We start from the raw sequence: 19520 nt of genomic DNA on the forward strand, positions 1-19520 counted from the left end.
GGCGGGCCAAGCTGGTAGCATGGCCCCGCGCCGCTTGCCGGCGCTTGCGGCACCCCCTCCCCTCCACCGGCACGGCCATCCTCAGAGGCGTATCCCCATGGACCTCCCCCGTCTGAAACCCCTTTCCCTCGAACAGGTCATCAATTTCTCCACGCCCAAGTCCTGGGGAATCAGCGATCCGGTCCGCTTCATGGCCCTGCTCGAAGAAGCCAAGAAACTGCTCACCTCCGGCGTCTACTTCGGCGACAACCTCCTCACCTGGGGGCGCAACAACTCCCTCTTCGAAGACGACGCCTTCCGGGAGGCCTGGGGCGCCAACATCCAGAACGACGCCGATCAGGCCATCGCCTGGCGGCGCTACATCCTCGCCTGCGCGGCCTTCCATTGCGTCCAACTGGAGGGCGATTTCGCCGAGTGCGGCGTCTACACCGGCACCGGCATCAAGACCGTCATGGACTACCTGGGGGGCGCCGCCTTTCCCAGGACCTTCTGGGGCTACGACACCTTCGACTACAACCCGGTCGAAGGCCACCACTTCGCCGGTCAGGAAGCGGGCTTCTTCGACAAGGTCAAGGCCCGCTTCGCCGCCTACCCCCAGGTGCGGCTCATCGCCGGCTTCATCCCCGATTCCTTCGCCCAGGGCATGCCGGAAAAACTCGCCTACCTGCATATCGACCTCAACAACGCCGAAGGTGAACTCGCCGCCCTGGAGGGGCTTTTCGACCGCGTGGTGAGCGGCGGCATCGTCATCCTCGACGACTACGAATGGGCGGGGGTCTATCGCAAGCAGAAACAGGCGGAAGACCCCTGGTTCGAAGCCCGGGGCTACCGGGTCTTTCCCTTGCCCACGGGGCAGGGCCTGGTGCTCAAGCGCTGACAGCCGGGTTCTCCGCCCCTTAGACGCATCAGCGCCGCAGTGCCACCCCGGCGATGGCGTCGCCAAAATCCCGCACGAAGCCGGGCATGTCGAACAGCGGCGAAGTCTGCCGCGCCGCCTCGACGCGGCGGCGCAGTTCGCCTTGGCGGTCCGGGTCGCTGCCCAGGGCGACGGCCTTTTCCTCGTATTCGGCAAAGTCGGTGGCGATGAGTTCGGGCACCCCTAGGGAAGTGAGCAGGCCCCCGGCCATGCGTGAGGCAAAGGTGCGGCCGGAGAGGGTGAGGACGGGGAGCCCCATCCACAGGGCGTCGTTGGCGGTGGTGCCGCCGTTGAAGGGATAGGCGTCGAGGAAGAGGTCGGCCGCGGTGTAGCGGGCCAGGTAGTCGGGCGGTGCGACCCGCGGGGCGAAGAGCAGGCGGCTCTTGTCGATGCCGCGGGCCTCGGCCCGGGCGGTGAGGCTGGCCTGGGCCCAGGGGTTGTCGGACAGGAGCCAGAGGACGCTGTCGGGAACCCGCGCCAGGACGCGCAGCCAGGTTTCGAACATGGCCTCGGTGAATTTGTAATTGTTGTTGAAGCAGCAGTAAACGAATCCTGCCTCGGGCAGGCCGCACTGCTGCCGGGTAGGCAGGGGCGATACGGGGCGCTGGCGGTCGCTGCTCTGGAAGACCTTGGGGAGATAAAGGGGCTTTTCGGTGTAGTAGGGGCGTTCGGCGTCGGGAATGAGGTAGCGGTCGGCGACGACGTAGTCGATCCCCGGTTGGCCGGTGGGGCCGGGGAAGCCCAGGTAGGTCATCTGCACCGGGGCGGGACGGTAGGCGACGATGTTGGGGCGGGCGCCGGAGGTGAGGCCCTGCAGGTCGATGAGGATGTCGATCTCGTTCTGGCGGATGGCCTGGGCCGCGCTGGCGTCGTCCAGTCCGCCGATTTTGAAGAAGTGGTCGAAGGCGCGGATCACGCGGGCGCGCAGGGCGGAGCCATCTTCCCGGCTCCAGCAGAAGCCGTAGAGTTCGAAGCGATCCCGGTCGAGCAGTTCGAACAGTTCGACGGTGAGCAGGGAGACCGCGTGCAGGCAGAAGTCGGATGAAAGAAAGCCGAGGCGCAGGCGGGGGTGGGCGTAGCCCTCGGGGGGCGCCAGGACGGGAACGCGGGAATTGATGCGCTCCTGGGCGAAGTGGACCGCGGTGGCGAGTTGCAGGCCCGGGTCGTCGCTGGCCGAGAGCATGGCCAGGGGAGAGGTGGCGCGCAGCATGCTGCCCACGGAGAGCCCGGGAAAATCGCAGAACACCGGCCATTCGCACTGCTTCTGGCGCAGATGGACCCAGTGCTGGATCACCTTGGGCTGGTCCGGATCGACGCTCAGGCTGGCGGCCAGTTTCTCTTCGGCCGCCTGGAAGTTGCGGTTTTCTTCCTGCAGGCGGCCCATGCTGTTGAGGACCAGGATGTAGAGATCCCGGTTCAGGCTGGGGCCGACCAGGGGGTGGTCGAGCATGGATTGCCAGACGGCGAGGGCCTGGGGGGCGCGGCCCTGGCGTTCGATGACGGTGCCGATGTTGAACCAGGCCTGGACGAAATCCGGTTTTTCGAAAATGGCCTTGCGGTAGCTTTCCTCGGCCTCGGCAAAGCGTTCGAGCTGGGTGAGGGCGACGGCCAGGTTGAAGCGGACGATGTGGGCCAGGGGCGAGCGGGTGTGCTGCAGCCAGTGCTGGTAGAAATCGACCACGTCAGCGGTGCGCCCGGCGCCCCCCAGGCGGTCGGCCAGGCCGATGACGGCCATGGGATCGAGGGCGTCGGCGGCGGCGAGGCCACGGGCTTCGGCCAGGGCGGCGTCCAGGTCGGCGGCGGGGACTCGGGCTTCGGTCATGGGGGCGGGCTCAAGAAAACAGCCGGCGGGGAGGCCCCCGCCGGCTGTGGTTCGGGACGCGGCGATCTTATAGCAACCAGTCCTGGCTGTCGCTCGCCGGCGGCATGAGGAAGTCGTCTTCCGAGAACAGGGCGGTTTCATCGGCCGCAGGGCTCGGGGCCGCCGGGGTCTCGACCGGGGCGGTCTGGAACCAGACGTCCGCCAGGGCGTGGGTGGCGCCGTCTGCCGTGCTGTAGCTGCCGGTGAGGCCCAGCCAGTTGCCGTCGTCCAGGGCGGTGGATGCGGTGGACCCGGTGCCCAGGCCGGTGATGCCCAGGGCGCTGAGGTCGAACAGTTCGTCGCCCTGGCTGGTGCCGTCCTGATTGACGTCCTTCCACACCACCAGGTTGGCGAAGCCGCCGTCCGCGCCGTCGACGACGCCGTCACCGTTGTCGTCCAGGCTGGCCAGGGCCTCGAAGCCGTTCGTGGCGGTGCTGCCATCCGCCAGGACGAAGGCGCTGCCGAACAGTTCGCGGCCGTCGTCGATGCTGCCGTTGCCGTCCAGGTCGATGGCCAGCAGGCCGTCATCCTGGGAGACCCAGCCGGTGGCGACGGCCTGGCCGGTGGCGTTCAAGTCGAACTCGACGCCGGCGGAGAGGCCCACGGTGTCGACACCGTCGCCGTTCAGGTCGAGGACCAGCGGCGTGGACAGGGCCAGGGCAGCCAATTGCTCGGCGCTCATCGCTCCCAGTTGGCCGCCGGTGAAGGCGTCGTGCTGCGCCATGCTGAGGTGCGAGAGCTGGGCCGCGGTAAGGGCGGCGATGTCGGCGGTCTCGATGGCGGCGATCTGGTCGGTGGTGAGGGCGGCGAATTGCGAGGTCTTCATGGTGCCGAACTGCTCCGAAGTCATGGCGGCGATGTCGGCGGTCTCGATGGCGGCTACCTGGGCGGGCGTCAGGACGAAGATCTGGGCGGTGGTGAGGGCCGCGATCTGGGCGGTGGTGAGGGCTTCGATCTGGGCGGTGGTGAGGACTGCGATGTCGGTGCCCTGGATGGCCTCGATCTGGGTGGTGGTCAGGGCGGCAATCTGGTCCGTCGTCATGCTGTCGAACTGGTCCGTGGTCAGGGCAACGATCTGGGCCGTGGTCAGTGCCGCGACATCGGTGCCCAGCGCGACGATCTGGGCGGTGGTCATGACCGGCAGGTCGGTGCCCTGGATGGCGGCCACCTGGGCGGTGGTGAGGGCCGCCACGTCCACCGTCTCCAGAGCCTGGATCTGGGCCGAGGTCAGGGAGACGATCTGGGATGTGGTCAGGGCGGCCACCTGGGCCGTGGACAGGGCGACGATCTGGTCGGTGCTCATGGCGGCCAGGTCTCCACCCTGGATGGCCGCCACCTGGGCGGTGGACAGGGCGCCGATCTGGTCGGTGGTCAGGGCGGCCACCTGGGCCGAGCTCAGCGACACGATCTGGGCCGTGGTCAGGGCACCCACCTGGTCCGTGGTCAGGGCCTGGATCTGGGTCGTGCTGAGGGCTCCCAGATCGACCCCTTCGATGGCGGCGATCTGAGCGGTGGTCAGGGCGGCCAGATCGACCGTCTCCAGGGCTGCGACCTGGGCCGAGGTGAGGCCGGCCACCTGGGCGGTGGTCAGGGCCTGGATCTGGGCGGTGGTCAAGGCCTGGATCTGGGCCGTGGTGAGGGCGGCGATGTCGGTGCTTTCCAGGGCTGCGATCTGGTCGGTGGTGAGCGCCGCGATCTGGGCCGTGGTCAGGGCAGCCACCTGGGCGGTGGTGAAGCTGGGCACCACGGTGGTGGCGATGTTGACCAGATCGGCGGTTTCCAGGGCCGCGACCTGGGCGGTACTCATGGCCGCCAGTTGGGCCGAGGTGAGGGCGGCGGCCTGATCGGTGGTGATGGCCACGATCTGGTCCGTGGTCAGCGCCCCGATGCTGGAGGTGCGCAGGGTGGCGAAGCGGGCGGCGGTGATGGCCGCCAGGTCGGCGGTCTCGATGGCCGCCACCTGGGCGGTAGTGAGGGCCTGCAACTGCGTGCTGGTGAGCGCCGCGGCCTGGTCGGTGGCGAGGGCGGCGATTTGCGCCGTGGTCAATGCCGCCATGGGCGAGGTCTTGATGGAAGCGATCTGATCGGTGGTCAGGTTGGCGACCTGGGCCGTGGTGAGGTTGGCGGCCTGGGCCGTGGTCAGGCCCTGCAGGGCAGCCGTGGTGACGGCGGCGAGGTCGGCGGTCTCCATGGCCGCCAGTTGAGCGGTGCTCAGGGCCGACAACTGGCGCGACGACAGGGCGGCGGCGTGATCGGTGCTCAGGGCGACGATCTGGGCGGTGGTGAGGGCGGCGAGATCGCCCGACTCGACCGCGACCAACTGGGTGGTGGTGAGGGCGGCGATGCCGGCGGTGCCCAGGGCGACGAACTGGTCGCTGGAGAGGGCGACGATCTGGGCCGTGGTGAGGGCCTGCACCTGGTCGGTGGTCAGGGCGGCGATCTGGGCCGTGCCCAGGGCCGCCACATCGACGGTGTCGAGGGCAGCGATGCGGTCGGTGCTCAGGGTCACCAGGTCGGCGGTTTCCAGGGCCGCCACCTGGGCGCTGGTCAGGGCGACGACCTGGGCCGTGGTCAGGTTCTGCACCTGGGCGGTGGTGAGGGCGGCGATCTGGGCGGTGGTGAGGGCGGCGATCTGGGCGGTGGTCATGGCCGCCACCTGGGTGGTGGACAGTTCCACCAGATCGACGGTCTGGATGGCGGCCACCTGGGCTGTGGTGAGCGCCGCGATCTGATCGGTGGCCAGGGCGGCGACCTGGGCGGTGGACAGGGCGACGATCTGGGCCGTGGTGAGGGCGGCGACGTCGGCGGTTTCCAGGGCGGCGATCTGGGCCGTGCTCAGGGCGGCGAGATCGGCGGTTTCCAGGGCGGCCACCTGGGCGGAGGTGAGGCCGCCGATCTGATCGGTGGTCAGCGCTGCTGCCTGGGCGGTGGAGAGGGCGACGATCTGGGCCGTGGTCAGCGCCGCCACCTGGGTCGGGTCGAGCACCTGCAATTGATCCGTGGTCAGAGCGGCGAGATCGGCGGTTTCCAGGACGCGAATCTGCGCGGTGGTGAGCGAGAGGAGCTGATCATCGGTCAGCGCCACCACCTGGGCGGTGGTCAGGGCGGGGACGACCGCGGTGGACAGGGCGGCCAGGGCAGCCGGCTGGAGCACCTGCAATTGCGTGGTGGACAGGGCGACGAGCTGGGCCGAAGTGAGGGCGCCGGCCTGGGTCGGGCTGAGGAGCGAGACCTGGTCTGTGGTCAGGGCCGCGATGTCGGCGGTTTCCAGGGCGCGAATCTGGGCCGTGCTCAGGGCCAGCACCTGCTCGAAGCTCAGGGCGGCGACCTGGGCGGTGGTGAGGGCGGCGATCTGGGCGCTGGACAGAACCGCGAGGTCGGCGGTCTGCAGGGCGGCGATCTGGTCCGTGGTCAGGCTGACGAGCTGGGCCGTGCCCAGGGAAGCGACTTGCTCGGTGGTGAGCCCGATGATCTGGTCCGTGTTGAGGGCGGCAAAGTCCGCCGTTTCCAGGGACGCGATCTGGGCGGTGGTCAGGGCGGCGATGCCCGTCACCGCCAGTTGCGGAACCTGGGCCGTGGTGAGGGCGACGAGTTGGGCGGTGGTCAGGGCGGCAATCTGGTCGCTGGTCAGCCAGCCGGCCTGGTTGGTCGTCAGGGCGGCGATGTCCGCCGTCTCCAGGGCGTGAACCTGGGCCGTGGTGAGGGCCACGACCTGGGCGCTGGTGAGGGCGGCGATCTGGTCGCTGCTCAGGCTGCGCACCGAGGCGGTGGTCAGGCTGGCGAGATTGGCGGTGGAAATGGCCGCCACCTGGCCGGTGGTCAGGGCCGCGAGTTGCGTCGTGCTCAGGGCGGCGAACTGGGCGCTGGTCAGGGCGGCGATGTGCTGCGGCGACAGGGCCTGGAGATCGACGGTTTCCAGGGCGGCGATCTGGGTGGTGGTGAGGGCCGCCACCTGCGTCGTGGTCAGGTTGGCCACCTGGGTGGTCGTGAGGCTCTGGATGGCGCCGGTGCTCAGGCTGGCGAGATCGGCCGTCTGGAGCGCGGCGAGCTGGTCCAGGGTGAGGGCCGCGGCCTGGCTGCCGGTCAGGGCGGCCGCCTGGGCGGTGGTGAGGGCGACGACCTGGGCGGTGGACAGGGTGGCGAGGTCCACCGTCTCGATGGCCGCGACCTGGGCGGTGGTCAGGGCGGCGATCTGGCCGGTGCTCAGGCTGGAGGCCTGGTCGGTGGTCAGGGCGGCGATCTGGGCCGTGGTCAGGTGGGTGAGCTGGCTGGTGGTCAGGGCGCCGATCTGCACGGTTTCCAGGGCGGCCACTTGGGCCGTGGTGAGGGCGGCCACCTGGTCCGTGGTGAGGGCGGCGACCTGGGCGGTGCTGAGGGACGCCACCTGGGTGGTGGTCAGGCCGGCGAGGGCGCCGGTGGTCAGGGCCACCAGATCGGCGGTTTCGAGTACGGCCAGTTGCGCCGTGGTGAGCTTGGCGGCCTGGCTTGCCGTGAGGGCGGCGGCCTGGGCGGTGGTCAGGGCGACGACCTGATCCGTGGTGAGGGCGGCGATGTCCGCCGTGGTGAGCGCGGCCACCTGGCCGGTGGTCAGGGCCTGGAACTGGGCGGTGGAGAGCGCCGCCACCTGGGCGGTGGTGAGGGCGGCCACCTGGGCGGTGGTCAGGGCGGCCACCTGGGCGGTAGTGAGGGCGGCCACCTGGGCGGTGGTCAGGGCGGCGAGGTCGGCCGTTTCCACGGCACGAATCTGGGCGGTGGACAGGGCGGCCAGATCGACCGTCTGGAGAGCGGCGGCCTGGGCCGTGGTGAGGGCGGCGACCTGGGCCGTGGCCAGGGCCACGAACTGGGCCGTGCCGAGGGCGACCACCTGGGCGGTGGTGAGGGCTGCCACGTCGGCGGTCTCCAGGGCGCGCACCTGATCGGTGGTCAGATTGGCGATCTGGGTGGTGGTGAGGGCGGCGACTTGGCCCGTGGTGAGGGCGGCAATGGCATCGGTGCTGAGGGCCGCGAGGTCGGCGGTTTCCAGGGCAACGATCTGGTCGGTGGTGAGGGCGGCGGCCTGGGCCGTGGTGAGCGCCGCGGCCTGGTCGGTGGTGAGGGCGACGACCTGGGCCGTGGTGAGGGCGGCGATGTCGGCCGTTTCCAGGGCCCGAATCTGGGCGGTGGTGAGGGCGGCGATCTGGGCGGTGGTGAGGATGGCGACCTGGCTGGACGCCAGGGCCACGATCTGGCCGGTGGTCAGTGCCGCCACCTGAGTGGTGGTCAGGGCGGGAAGCTGGTCGCTGGTCAGGGCGGCGATGTCGCCGGTCTCCAGGGCGCGCACCTGGGCCGTGGTGAGGGCCGCGACCTGGGCCGTGCTCAGGTTGGCCACCTGGGTGGTGGACAGGGCAATGATCTGATCCGTGCCGAGGGCTGCGAGATCGGCGGTTTCCAGGGCGCTGATGCGGTTGGTGGCAATGGCCGCCACCTGGGCCGTGGTGAGGGCTACCGCCTGGGCGGTGGTGAGGGCCTGCAATTGCCCGTTGTTGAGGCCGGCGATGTCCGCCGTCTCCAGCGCCCGGAGTTGGGCCGTGGTGAGGGCGGCGATTTGGGCCGTGGTCAGCGTGGCGGTCTGGGCCGTGGTCAGGGCGACGATCTGGGCCGTGGTCATGGCCTGGAGATCGGCGGTTTCGATGGCCGGAACCTGATCCGAGGTGAGGGCGACGACCTGGCTCGTGGTCAGTTTGGCGATCTGGGCCGTGGTCAGGGCGGCGACCTGGGCAGGCGTCAGGACGGCGATATCGGCGGTTTCCATGCCCGCTACCTGGGCGGTGGTGAGGGCGGCGACCTGGGCCGTGGTGAGGTTGGCCACCTGGTCGGTGGTGAGGCTCTGGATGGAGGCTACCGACAGGGCCGCCAGATCGGCGGTTTCAATGGCGGCGACCTGGGCCGTGGTGAGGGCGGCGAGCTGGGCCGTACCCAGGGCGACGATCTGGGCCGTGGTGAGCGCGGCGACCTGGGCCGTGGTGAGGACCGCCAGGTCGGCGGTTTCGATGGCGGCGACCTGGGCCGTGGTCAGGGCCTGCACCTGGGTGGTGGTGAGTGCCGGGGCCTGGGCCGTGGTGAGGGCGGCGATCTGGGCCGTCGCCAGGGTGGTCAGTTGGGCGGTGGTGAGCGCGGCGACCTGGGCCGTGGTGAGGGCGGCCACCTGGGTGGTGGTCAGTTGCTGCACCTGGGCGGTGGTCAGGGCGACGATGTCGGCCGTCTCGAGGGCCGCCACCTGGGCGGTAGTGAGCTTGGAGATCTGGGCGGTGGTGAGCTTGGCGATCTGGGCCGTGGTCATGGCCTGGATCTGGGCTGTGGTGAGCGCGGCCAGGTCGGCGCTTTCCAGGGCGACGATCTGGGCCGTGGTCAGGACGGCCACCTGGCCCGTGCGCAGGGCCGGGGCCTGATCGGTGGTGAGGGCGACGATCTGCGCCGTGCTCAGGGCCGGAATGTCGGCGTTTTCGATGGCGGCGATCTGGGCGGTGGTCAGGGACGCGAACTGATCGGTGGTCAGGGCGGCGATCTGGCTGGACGACAGGGCGGCGATCTGGGCCGTGGTGAGGGCGGCCACGTCGACGGTTTCCAGGGCCCGCAGCTGGGTGCTGGTGAGGGCGGCGACCTGGGCCGTGGTGAGGTAGGTGATCTGGTCGGTGGACAGGGCGGCGATCTGGCCCGTGGTGAGGCTGGCGACCTGGGTGGTGGTGAGGCCGGCGATCTGGTCGCTGTCCAGGGCGGCAAGGTCGGCGGTTTCCAGGGCGCGCACCTGGGCGGTGGTCAGGGCAGTGAGTTGTGCCACCGACAGGGTGTGGGTCTGGGCCGTGGTGAGGCCGGGGATGACGGTAGCGGAAATGGCCGCCACGTCGGCGGTTTCGAGGGCGCTGACCTGGGCGGTGGTCAGCGCCGCCAGCTGGGCCGAGGTCAGCGAGGCCGCCTGGGCCGTGGTGAGGGCGACGATCTGGGCGGTGGACAGGGCAGCGAGATCGACGGTTTCGACGGCCGGGAACTGACTCGACGTGAAGGCCTGGATCTGGCTGGTCTGGAAGGCGGCGAACTGGGCCGTACCCAGGGCGACGACCTGATCATTGGTCAGGGCGGCGATCTGGGCCGTGGTCAGGGCCCGTACCTGGTCGGTGGTCAGCGCCGCGATCTGGTCCGTGGTCATGCTGGCGACCACGGCGGTGGGTACGGCGGCGATGGCGTCGGTGGTCAGCGCCGCGATCTGGGTCGTGGTCATGCCGGGCAGGCGGGCGCTGGAAAGCGCGGCTACCTGGGCGGGGGTGAGGGCGGCGACCTGGGTTGAGGTGAGCGCCGCCAGATCGGCAGCTTCCAGGGCGTGGATCTGCGAGGTGCTCAGGGCCACCAGTTGCGCGGTGGTGAGGGCCGGCATCTGGGCCGTGGTCAGGGCGATGATCTGCGCCGTGCTCAGGGCGCCGATGTCGGCGGTCTCGATGCGGCTGATCTGGGCCGTGGTGAGGGCAGCGATCTGGCCGGTGGTGAGGGCACCGATCTGGGTCGAGGTGAGGGCGGCGATCTGGTCCGTGGTCAGGGCCGCCACCTGGGCGGTGGTGAGGGCGGCGATGCGGCTGGTGGCCAGGGCGGCAAGATCGGCCGTCTCCAGGGCGGCGATCTGGGCGGTGGTCATGGCGGCCACCTGGGCGGTGGTGAGGGCCGCCGCCTGGGCGGTGGTGAGGGCGACGATGCGGTCGGTGCTGAGGGCGGCGAACTGGGTGGTGGTGAGCGCGGCGAGCTGGGCGGTGCTGAGGGCTGCCACCTGGTCCGAGGTCAGGGCGGCGACCTGGGCCGTGGTGAGATTGGTGATGACGGAGGTGGTGAGGGCGGCGAAATCGGCGGTTTCGAGGGCCGCCACCTGGGCGGTGCTCATGCCGACCACCTGGGCCGAAACGAGCGCTACGGCCTGGGCCGTGGTCAGGGCGACCACCTGGGCGGTGGTGAGGGCCGCCACGTCGGCGGTCTCCAGATTGCGCACCTGGGCGGTGGTCAGGGCGGCCACCTGGGCGGTGGTCAGGGCGGCGGTCTGGGCGGTGGACAGCGCCCGGAGGGTGTCGGTGAATTGTGCAGCCAGCACGGAGGGCGCAATGGCGGCCACCTGGGCCGTGCTCAGGGCGGCGAGCTGGGTGGTGCTCAGGGCATCCACCTGGCCGCTGTTCAGGGCCGCCACCTGAGCGGTGGTGAGGGCAGCGAGGTCGGCCGTTTCCAGGGCGGCGACCTGGACCGTGGCGAGGGCCGCGACCTGCGCGGTGCTCAGGACAGCCACCTGGGCCGTGGTGAGGGCGACGACCTGGGCGGTGGTCAGGGCGGCCACCTGGGTTGTGGAGAGGCTGCCGATCTGGTTGGTGGTGAGGGCGGCGATCTGGGCCGTGGTGAGGGCGGCGACTTCGGCCGTGCTCAGGGTGGCGAGGTCGGCGGTTTCCATGGCCGCGATCTGGGTCGTGGTCAGGGCGGCGAGCTGGGTCGAAGTGAGGGCCGCCGCCTGGGCGGTGGTGAGGGCGACGATCTGGTCGGTGGTCAGGGCGGCGGCGTCGGCGGTCTCGATGGCCGCGATCTGGGCGGTGCTCAGGGCACCCAGTTGATCGATGGTGAGGGCGGCGGCCTGGGCGGTGGTGAGGGCGGCGACCTGGCTGGTGGCCAGGGCGGCCACCTGGGCGGTGGTCAAGGAGACCACTTGCAGCGTGCTGAGGGCGGCGACGTCGGCGGTGGGCAGGGCGCGAACCTGGGCCGTGGTCAAGGCGGCGATCTGGTCCGCCGTGAGGGCGGCGGCCTGGGCGGTGGTGAGGGCGGCGATGAAGCCGGTGGGGATGGTCACCAGGTCTGCCGTTTCCAGCGCAGCCACCTGGGCCGAGGTCAGCGCGGCCACCTGGGCCGAGGTGAGGGCGGCCACCTGGGCGGTGGTCAGGGCGACGATCTGGGCCGTGGTGAGGGCAGCAATGTCGTCGGTGCCGAGGATGCGCAGCTGGTTGGTGGTGAGGGCGGCGATCTGGCCGGTGGTCAGGGCGGCAGCCTGGGCTGTCGTCAGGCCCGGCAGGGCGGAGGTGGACAGGGCGACCAGGTCGGCGGTCTGCAGGGCCACCACCTGGGCGGTGGTGAGGGCCGCGAGCTGGGTCGAGGTGATGAAGCTGGCCTGGGAGGTGGTCAGGGCGACGATCTGGGCCGTGGTGAGGGCTGCCACGTCGGCGGTTTCCAGAGCCCGCAGTTGGGATGGCGTCAGGGCAGCGATCTGGTCGGTGGTGAGGGCGGCGGTCTGGGCCGTGGTGAGGGCCGGAATGATGCCGCTGGCGATGGCCGGCAGGTCGCCGGTTTCGATGGCGCGCAACTGGCTGGTGGACAGGCTGGCCAACTGGGCCGACGACAGGGCGCCGATCTGATCCGAGGTGAGGGCGATGATCTGGTCGGTGGTGAGGGCGGCGAGCTGGGTGGTGGACAGGGCGGCGATGGCGGCGGTGCCGAAGCCGACGATGTCGGAGGTTTCGATGGCCGCCACCTGGGCGGTGGTCAGGGCCTGCACCTGGGCGGTGGTGAGGGCCTGCACCTGCCGGCTGGTCAGGGCGGCGATCTGGGTGGTGCTGAGGAGCGCGACGTCGGCGGTGTCCAGGGCCTGGACCTGCGCGGTGCCCAGGGCGGCGACCTGGGCCGTGGTGAGGGCCTGGACTTGCGCCGTGGACAGGGTCTGCACGGCGGCGGTGCTCATGGCGGCCACGTCGGTCGGGTCGAGGACGGCGACCTGGGCCGTGGACAGGGCGGCGACCTGGGCCGTGGTGAGGGCAGCGGTCTGGGCCGAGGTCAGGGCGGCGACCTGGGCCGTGGCAAGGGCAGCCACCCTGGGCGGTGCTGAGGGCGGCGACGGCGGAGGTGGCCAGGCTGGCCACGTCTTCGGTGTCGAGGGCCTGGATCTGGGTCGTGGTGAGGGCCGCGACCTGGGCGGTGGTGAGGGCGGCGGTCTGGTCGGAGGTGAGGGCCGCCACCTGGGCGGTGCCCAGGAGCACGACGTTGGCCGTGGTGAGGGCCGGAATCTGGGCATTGGAGAAGGCGGCGACCTGCTCGGCGCTGAGCGCCTGGGCCTGAGCCGTGGTGAGGGCGGCCACGGCGGCGGTGGACAGGGCTTGCAGGTCGTCGGTGACCAGGCCGCCGATCTGGGCGGTGGTCAGGGAAGCGACCTGGGCGGTGGTCAGGGCGGCCGCTTGCGCGGTGGTGAGGGCGCCCAATTGGGTGTTGGTCAGGGCCTGGATCTGGGTGGTGGTCAGCCCGGCGATGCTGCCCGTGCTGAGGGCCTGGATGTCCTGGGTCTCCAGGGCGCCGATCTGGGCGGTGCCGAGGGCGCCCAGTTGCGCGCTGGAGAGGGCTTCCACCTGGGCGGTGGTGAGGGCCAGGATCTGCGCGGTGGATTGGGCCGCGATGGCCGCCGTGGTGAGGGCGCGGATTTGTGCCGTGGCCAGGACGGGAATCTGGCTGGTGGTGAAGGCGGCGGCCTGGGCGCTGGTGAGCGCGGCCATGGCGGCGGTGGACAGGGCGCCGAGGTCGGCGGTCTCGATGGCGGCGATCTGGGCCGTGGTGAGGGCGGCGATCTGGGTGGTCGTCAGCGCGGCGATCTGGGTCGAGGTGAGGGCGACGATCTGATCCGTGGACAGGCCGGCGATCTGGGCGGTGCCCAGGGCACGCAGGAAGGCGGTGGACAGCGCGGCGACGTCGGCGGTCTCGATGGCGGCCATCTGGCTGGAGGTCAGCGCGGCGAGCTGGGTCGAGGTGAGGGCGGAAATCTGGGCGCTGGTGAGAGCGATGACCTGGTCGGTGGTGAGGGCCGCCACCTGGGCGGTGGTCAGTCCCTTGATGGCCGTCGTGGTGATGACGCTGAGGTCGTTGGTTTCTATGGAAGCCACTTGCGCCGTGGTGAGGACGGCGAGTTGGGTCGAGGTCAGCGCGGCCACCTGGGCGGTGGTCAGGGCGGGAACCTGATCCGTGGTCAGCGACGGGAGCACGGCGGTGCTCAGGGAGGCGATCTGGGCCGTGGTGAGGGCGGCGACCTGGGCCGGGGTGAGGGCCGCGACCTGGGCGGTGGACAGGTTCTTGAAGGCGAGGGTGCCCATGGCGGCCAGGTCGGCCGTTTCCAGGGAAGCGACCTGCTCGGTGGTGAGGGCCGCGACCTGGAGGCTGGTGAGGGCGGCGACCTGCCCGGTGGTGAGGGCCGCGACCTGTTCCGGATTCAAGCGGGCGAGGTCCCGGTTTCCAGGGCGATGATCTGGGCGGTGGTGAGGGCGGCGATCTGGGCCGTGGTCAGCGCTTCCATGTGATCGGTGGTCAGCGCGGCGATGGCGGTGGAGGTGAGCTTGGCCAGATCCGCCGTTTGCAGGGCGATGATCTGGGCGGTGGTGAGGGCGGCCACCTGGGCCGAGGTCAGGGCGCCCGCCTGGAGGGTGGTGAGGGCGACGATCTGGTCGGTGGACAGTCGGGCCACGTCAGCCGGTTGCAGGGCGGCGATCTGGGTGGTGGACAGCGCCGCGATCTGGGCCGTAGTGAGGGCCGGAATCTGGGTGGTGGAGAGGGCGGCGATCTGGGCGGTGGACAGGGCGGCGATGGCCGAGGTGCTGAGGGCCGCGAGATCCTGGGTTTCGAGGAGCGGGATCTGGGCGGTAGTGAGGGCCGCGACCTGGGCGGTGGTCATGGCCGCTGCCTGGGCGGTGGTGATGGCTTCGATCTGGGCCGTGGACAGTTTGGCGACTGCAGTGGGCTGGAGCTTGGCGAAATCGGCGGTTTCCAGGGCGGCGATCTGGTCGCTGGTCATGGCGGCCACCTGGGCGGTGGTCAGGGCCGCGACCTGGGCGGTGGACAGGGCGACGATGTGGTCGGTGGTCAGTTGGGCGATGTCCGCCGTTTCCATGGCGGCGATCTGGGCCGTGGTCAGCGCGGCGACCTGTGCCGTGGTGAGGGCGGCCACCTGGCCGACGGTGAGGGCGGCGATCTGAGCCGCGCTGAGTTTGGCGATGGCGGCGGTGGATAGATTGTCGATGTCGTCGGTCTGGATGGCGGCGATCTGGGCGGTGGTCATCACCTGCACCTGGGCGCTGGTGAGGGCCGCGACCTGGGCACTGGTGAGGGCGACGATCTGGGCCGTGGTGAGGGACGGGATGGCCAGGGTGGACAGGTTGGCGACATCCTGGCTGTCCAGGGCGGCGATCTGGGCCGTGCTGAGCTTGGAGACCTGGGTGGAGGTGAGGGCACCGACCTGGGTGGAGGTCAGGGCTGCCACCTGGGCGGTGGTGAGGGAGGCGAGATCGGCGGTTTCGATGACGCGCACTTGGGCCGTGGTGAGGGCGGCGACCTGGGCGGTGGTGAGGGCCTGCACCTGGGCGGTGGTGAGGGCGATGACGGCCTGGGTGGACAGGGCGGCCACCTGGGCCGTGGTGAGGGCGGCCACCTGATCGGTGGATAGGGTCTTGACCTGGGCGGTGGTGAGGGCGGCGGTGGCGGAGGTGCTGAGGGCGGCGAGGTCTTCGGTTTCCAGGGCGGCGACCTGGGCGGTCGTCAGGGCGGCCACCTGGGTCGACGTGAGCGCCGAGGCATTGGTCGTCGTCCAGGCGGCGATCTGGGCGGTCGTGAGGGCGGCGATCTGGGCGGTGGTGAGCAGCCGAATTTCGCGGATGTCGTCCTGGGTAGAAGAAAGCGGATTGGTCAGGGCGGCGATCTGGGCCGTGGTGAGGGCACCCAGCTGATCGGGGGTGAAGGCGGCGACTTGGTCGGAGGTGAGGGCGGCCATATCGACGGTTTCGATGGCGCGCACCTGGGCGGTGCTGAGGGCGGCGACCTGGGCCGTGGTGAGGGCGGCGACCTGGGCCGTGGTGAGGGCGACGATCTGGGCCGTGGTGAAGCCGGCCAGGGCGCCAGTGGCCAGGGCCGCGAGGTCGGCGGTTTCGATGGCCTGGATCTGCGCCGTGGTCAGGGCGCCGAGTTGGGTCGAGCGCAGGGCGCCGGCCTGGGCGGTGGTGAGGGCGACGACCTGGTCGGTGGACAGGCGGGCGACGGCAGCCAGGGTGAGGGAGCCGATGTCGGCGGTTTCGATGGCGGCGATCTGGTCGCTGTCCAGGGCGGGAATCTGGGTGGTGGTGAGGGCGGCGACCTGGGCGGTGGTGAGGGCGACGATCTGGGCCGTGGTGAGGGCAGCGATGTCGTCCGTTTGCAGCACGCCGATCTGGCCGGCGGTGAGGGCGGCGACCTGGGCCGTGCTGAGGGCGGCGACCTGGGTGGAGGTGAGGGCGACGATCTGGGCCGTGGTCAGCCCGGCGATGGAAGAGGGCGACAGCTGGGTGACGTCCAGGCCCGCCATCTGGGCGGTGGTGAGGGCGGCGATCTGGCCCGCGGTGAGGGCCGCGGTCTGGGGCGCGGTCAGGGCCCCCAGTTGGTCGGTGGTCATGCCCTTGATGGCCGCGGTGGTGATGGCGCGCAGGTCGGCGGTTTCCAGGGCGGCGACCTGGGCAGTGGTGAGGGCGGCGACCTGCCCGGAGGTAAGTGCGCTGGCCTGGCCGGTGGTCAGGGCGACGATCTGGTCCGTGGTGAAGGCGGCGAGGTCGGCGGTTTCCATGGCCGCCACCTGGGAATTGGTCAGCTTGGCCACCTGGGCGGTGGTGAGGGCGGCCGTCTGGGCGGTGGTGAGGGCGCGAATCTGGGCCGTGGTGAGGGAGGTGATGGCGCCGGTGGACAGGGCGGCCACATCGGCGGTTTCCAGGGCGGCGATCTGGGCGGTGCTGAGGGCCGCGAGCTGCGCGCCGGTCAGGGCGTTGGCCTGGGCCGTGGTGAGGGCGACGATGTCGTCGGTCCCCAGGCCGGCCAGGGCGCCGGTGGAAAGCTTGGCCAGATCGGCCGGTTCCAGGGCGGCAATTTGAGCAGTGGACAGCGCGACGATCTGGGCCGAGGTGAGAGAGCCGGTCTGGCCGGTGGTGAGGGCGACGATCTGGTCGGTAGACAGGGCGGCGACGTCGGCGGTTTCCAGGGCGGCGATCTGGGTGGAGATGAGCTTGCTGACCTGGAAGGTGGTGAGGGCCGCCACCTGGGCGGTGGTCAGCGCCTGGATCTGGGCCGAGGTGAGGGCGCTGAGGGCGCCGGTGGCCAGGGCGGCGAGGTCGGCGGTCTCGATAGCGGCCACCTGGGCGGTGGTCAGGGCCGCCAGCTGCGCGCCGGTGAGGGCGTTGGCCTGGGCGGTGGACAGGGCGACGATCTGCGCCGTGGTCAGGGCCCGTACGGCGGCGGTGGTGAGATTGTCGATATTGCCGACGTCGATGGCGGCGATTTGCGCCGTGGACAGGGCAGCCACCTGGGCCGAGGTGAGGGCGGCGACCTGAGTCGACGTGAGGGCGGCGACGTCGACGGTTTCCAGGGCAGCGACCTGGGCGGTGGTCAGGGCGGTGATCTGGGCGCCGGTCAGTTTGGAGACCTGGGCCGTGGTGAGGGCTTCGATCTGGGCGGTGGTGAGAGCCCGCACCTGGGTGGTGGTCAGGGAGGTGAGGGCGGCGGAGCTGAGGGCGGCAACATCGGCCGTTTCCAGAGCGGCGACCTGGGCCGTGGTGAGCTTGGCCGCCTGGGCCGCGGTGAGGGCCGCCACCTGGCCGGTGCTGAGGGCGACGATCTGAGCGGTGGTCAGGGCGGCGACGGCTGCGGTGGTGAGGTTGTCGATATCCGCCGTTTCGAGGGCGGCGATCTGGGCCGTGCTCATGGCGGCGATCTGGGCCGTGGACAGGGCGGCGATGTGGTCGCTGCGGAGGGCGGCGACGTCGGCCGTCTCCAGGGCGGCGACCTGGGCGGTGGTGAGGGCGACGACCTGGGCCGTGGTGAGGGCGGCGACCTGGGCGGTGGTGAGGGCCGCGATCTGGTCGGTGGTGAGGGCGCGGACCTGCGTGGTGGACAGGGAAGCGATGGCCGCGGTGGTGAGGGCGGCGACATCGGCGGTTTCCATGGCCGCCAGTTGGGCGGTGCTGAGCTTGGGCGCCTGGGCGGTGGTGAGGGCGGCGGCCTGGGCGCTGGTGAGGGCGACGATCTGGGCGGTGGACAGGGCGGCGATGGCGGCCGTGGAGAGATCGTTGATGTCCACGGTTTCAATGGCGGCGATCTGAGCGGTGCTGAGGGCGGCGATCTGGGTGGTGGTGAGCAGGGCCACATGGGCGCCGGTCAGGGCGGCAACGTCGGCAGTCTCCAGGGCAGCGATCTGGACCGTGGATAGCGCCGAGAACTGGGCGGCAGTCAAGGCGCCGACCTGAGCGGTGGTCAGCGCCGCGATCTGGGCCGTGGTGAGGGCCGCCACCTGCGTCGTGGTGAGGGCGGCAATGGCCGAGGTGGTGAGGGCGGCGAGATCGGCTGTTTCCAGGGCGGCAATCTGGGCTGTGGTGAGCTTTGCGGCTTGAGTGGCGGACAGGGCGGCGGCCTGGCTGCTGGTGAGAGCGACGATTTGCGCCGTCGACAGGGCGGCGAGGGCAGTGGTGGAGAGGTTGTCGATGTCGGCGGTTTCGATGGCCGCGATCTGGGCCGTGGTCAGGGCTGCGGCCTGGGCGGACGTGAGGGTGTTGATCTGGCCTGAACTGAGGGCAGCAATGGCGGCGGTGGACAGCGCGGCCACCTGGGCCGTGGTCAGGGCGGCGACCTGGGTGTTGGTCAGGTTGAAGACCTGGGCGGTGGTGAGGGCTGCCACCTGGGCCGTGGTCAGCGCCACGAGTTGGGTGGTGGTGAGGGAATTGACGGCCGCGGTGGTGAGGGCGGCGACATCGGCGGTTTCCATGGCCGCCAGTTGGGCGGTGGTCAGTCTTGACGCCTGGGTATTGGTGAGGGCCGCCGCCTGGGCGGTGGTTATGGCGACGATCTGGTCGGTGGTCAGGGCGCTGAGGGCGAGGGTGCCGATGTTGTCGAAATCGCCGGCCTCGATGGCGGCGATCTGCGCCGTGGTCAGGGCGCTCAGTTGCGACGAGGTGAGGGCATTGACCTGGGCAGTTGAGAGGGCAACGATGCCGGCGGTGGAAATGGCGGCCGCCTGGGCGGTGGTCAGGGCCGCGATCTGGCCGACGGAGAGGGCGGCGATCTGGGCGGTGGTGAGGACGGCCACGTCGGCGGTTTCCATCGCAGCGATGCGGTCGGTGGCAAGGCGCGCGAGATCGGCGGGTTCGATGGCCGCCACCTGGGCGGTGGTCATGGCCACGATCTGCGCCGTGGTGAAGGCGGGGAACTGGGTGGTGCTGAAGGCCGCGATGTTGGCCGTGGTGATGACCTGGATCTGGTCGGTGGTGAGGGCGGGTATCTGTGCGGTGGTGAAGGCTGCCACGTCGTCGGTGGTCATCGCCGCAATGTCGTCGGTCGAAATTGCCGCGATTTGTGCCGTGGTCATGCCGCTATCGATGATGCTCATTTTGTCTCCTCACCAACACGCAAAAAGGTCATGCCCGCCCGTCCCTCGCGGGGTATGGGCTGACCCTACCCATTCGTACCGTACCTTAACGGCTCAATCGGACGGGAACTTTACGGTTCCCTGGAGTGTGCTGCGCAGCGGGCCCGGAGGAATCGCCATAAAGTGATAAAAATGGCGAAATCAAAGCATTGTTGCAGAGCAAAAAGGCGTAGTATCAAATTTGTGAATTCTGATACTAGCACGAAAAAAGGCCAAGTCAATTCGGCCCCTCGGGCAGCCAGGAGCTCTGGCGGCAGGGTCAATGCGGAGGTGAAACGGCGTGCGGGGGG

The 19520-nt window shown here is 70.5% G+C and carries 5 protein-coding genes; 2 read left to right on the forward strand and 3 right to left on the reverse strand.

Annotated elements, in window-relative coordinates; genetic code table 11:
• The first annotated feature begins 97 nt into the window (after positions 1 to 97).
• On the forward strand, positions 98 to 877 hold the full coding sequence (locus IPM73_01315; protein ID MBK8916734.1) for a hypothetical protein: 780 nt from the start codon (positions 98 to 100) through the stop codon (positions 875 to 877).
• 28 nt (positions 878 to 905) lie between these two features.
• Here IPM73_01315 and IPM73_01320 read toward each other — a convergent pair whose 3' ends face one another.
• Positions 906 to 2738 carry a tetratricopeptide repeat protein gene (locus IPM73_01320; protein MBK8916735.1) on the reverse strand — a complete coding sequence of 611 codons (1833 nt, stop codon included), beginning with the start codon at positions 2736 to 2738 and terminating at the stop codon, positions 906 to 908.
• Positions 2739 to 2805: 67 nt separating this feature from the next.
• Positions 2806 to 12633, reverse strand: a complete 9828-nt coding sequence (locus IPM73_01325) for a hypothetical protein (protein ID MBK8916736.1) — start codon at positions 12631 to 12633, stop codon at positions 2806 to 2808.
• On the opposite strand from IPM73_01325, the gene IPM73_01330 reads away from it, so the two are divergent.
• The gene (locus IPM73_01330; protein MBK8916737.1) at positions 12617 to 14101 is read left to right on the forward strand and encodes a hypothetical protein; all 1485 of its coding nucleotides are present in this window, start codon (positions 12617 to 12619) and stop codon (positions 14099 to 14101) included. The two genes, IPM73_01325 and IPM73_01330, sit on opposite strands and share 17 nt — an antisense overlap.
• Here the strand turns inward: IPM73_01330 and IPM73_01335 are convergent.
• Positions 14014 to 18978 (reverse strand): heme utilization protein, encoded by a 4965-nt coding sequence (locus IPM73_01335; protein ID MBK8916738.1) that lies wholly within the window; start codon positions 18976 to 18978, stop codon positions 14014 to 14016. The two genes, IPM73_01330 and IPM73_01335, sit on opposite strands and share 88 nt — an antisense overlap.
• Positions 18979 to 19520: the final 542 nt, after the last annotated feature.

The sequence above is a fragment of the Betaproteobacteria bacterium genome, assembly GCA_016720065.1.
Taxonomy (GTDB): domain Bacteria; phylum Pseudomonadota; class Gammaproteobacteria; order Burkholderiales; family Rhodocyclaceae; genus SSSZ01.

Coding starts and splice junctions, on each gene's coding strand:
- IPM73_01315 (MBK8916734.1), top strand. CDS start 98: ATGGACCTCCCCCGTCTGAAACCCCTTTCCCTCGAACAGGTCATCAAT.
- IPM73_01320 (MBK8916735.1), bottom strand. CDS start 2,738: ATGACCGAAGCCCGAGTCCCCGCCGCCGACCTGGACGCCGCCCTGGCC.
- IPM73_01335 (MBK8916738.1), bottom strand. CDS start 18,978: ATGACCACCGCCCAGGTGGCGGCCATCGAACCCGCCGATCTCGCGCGC.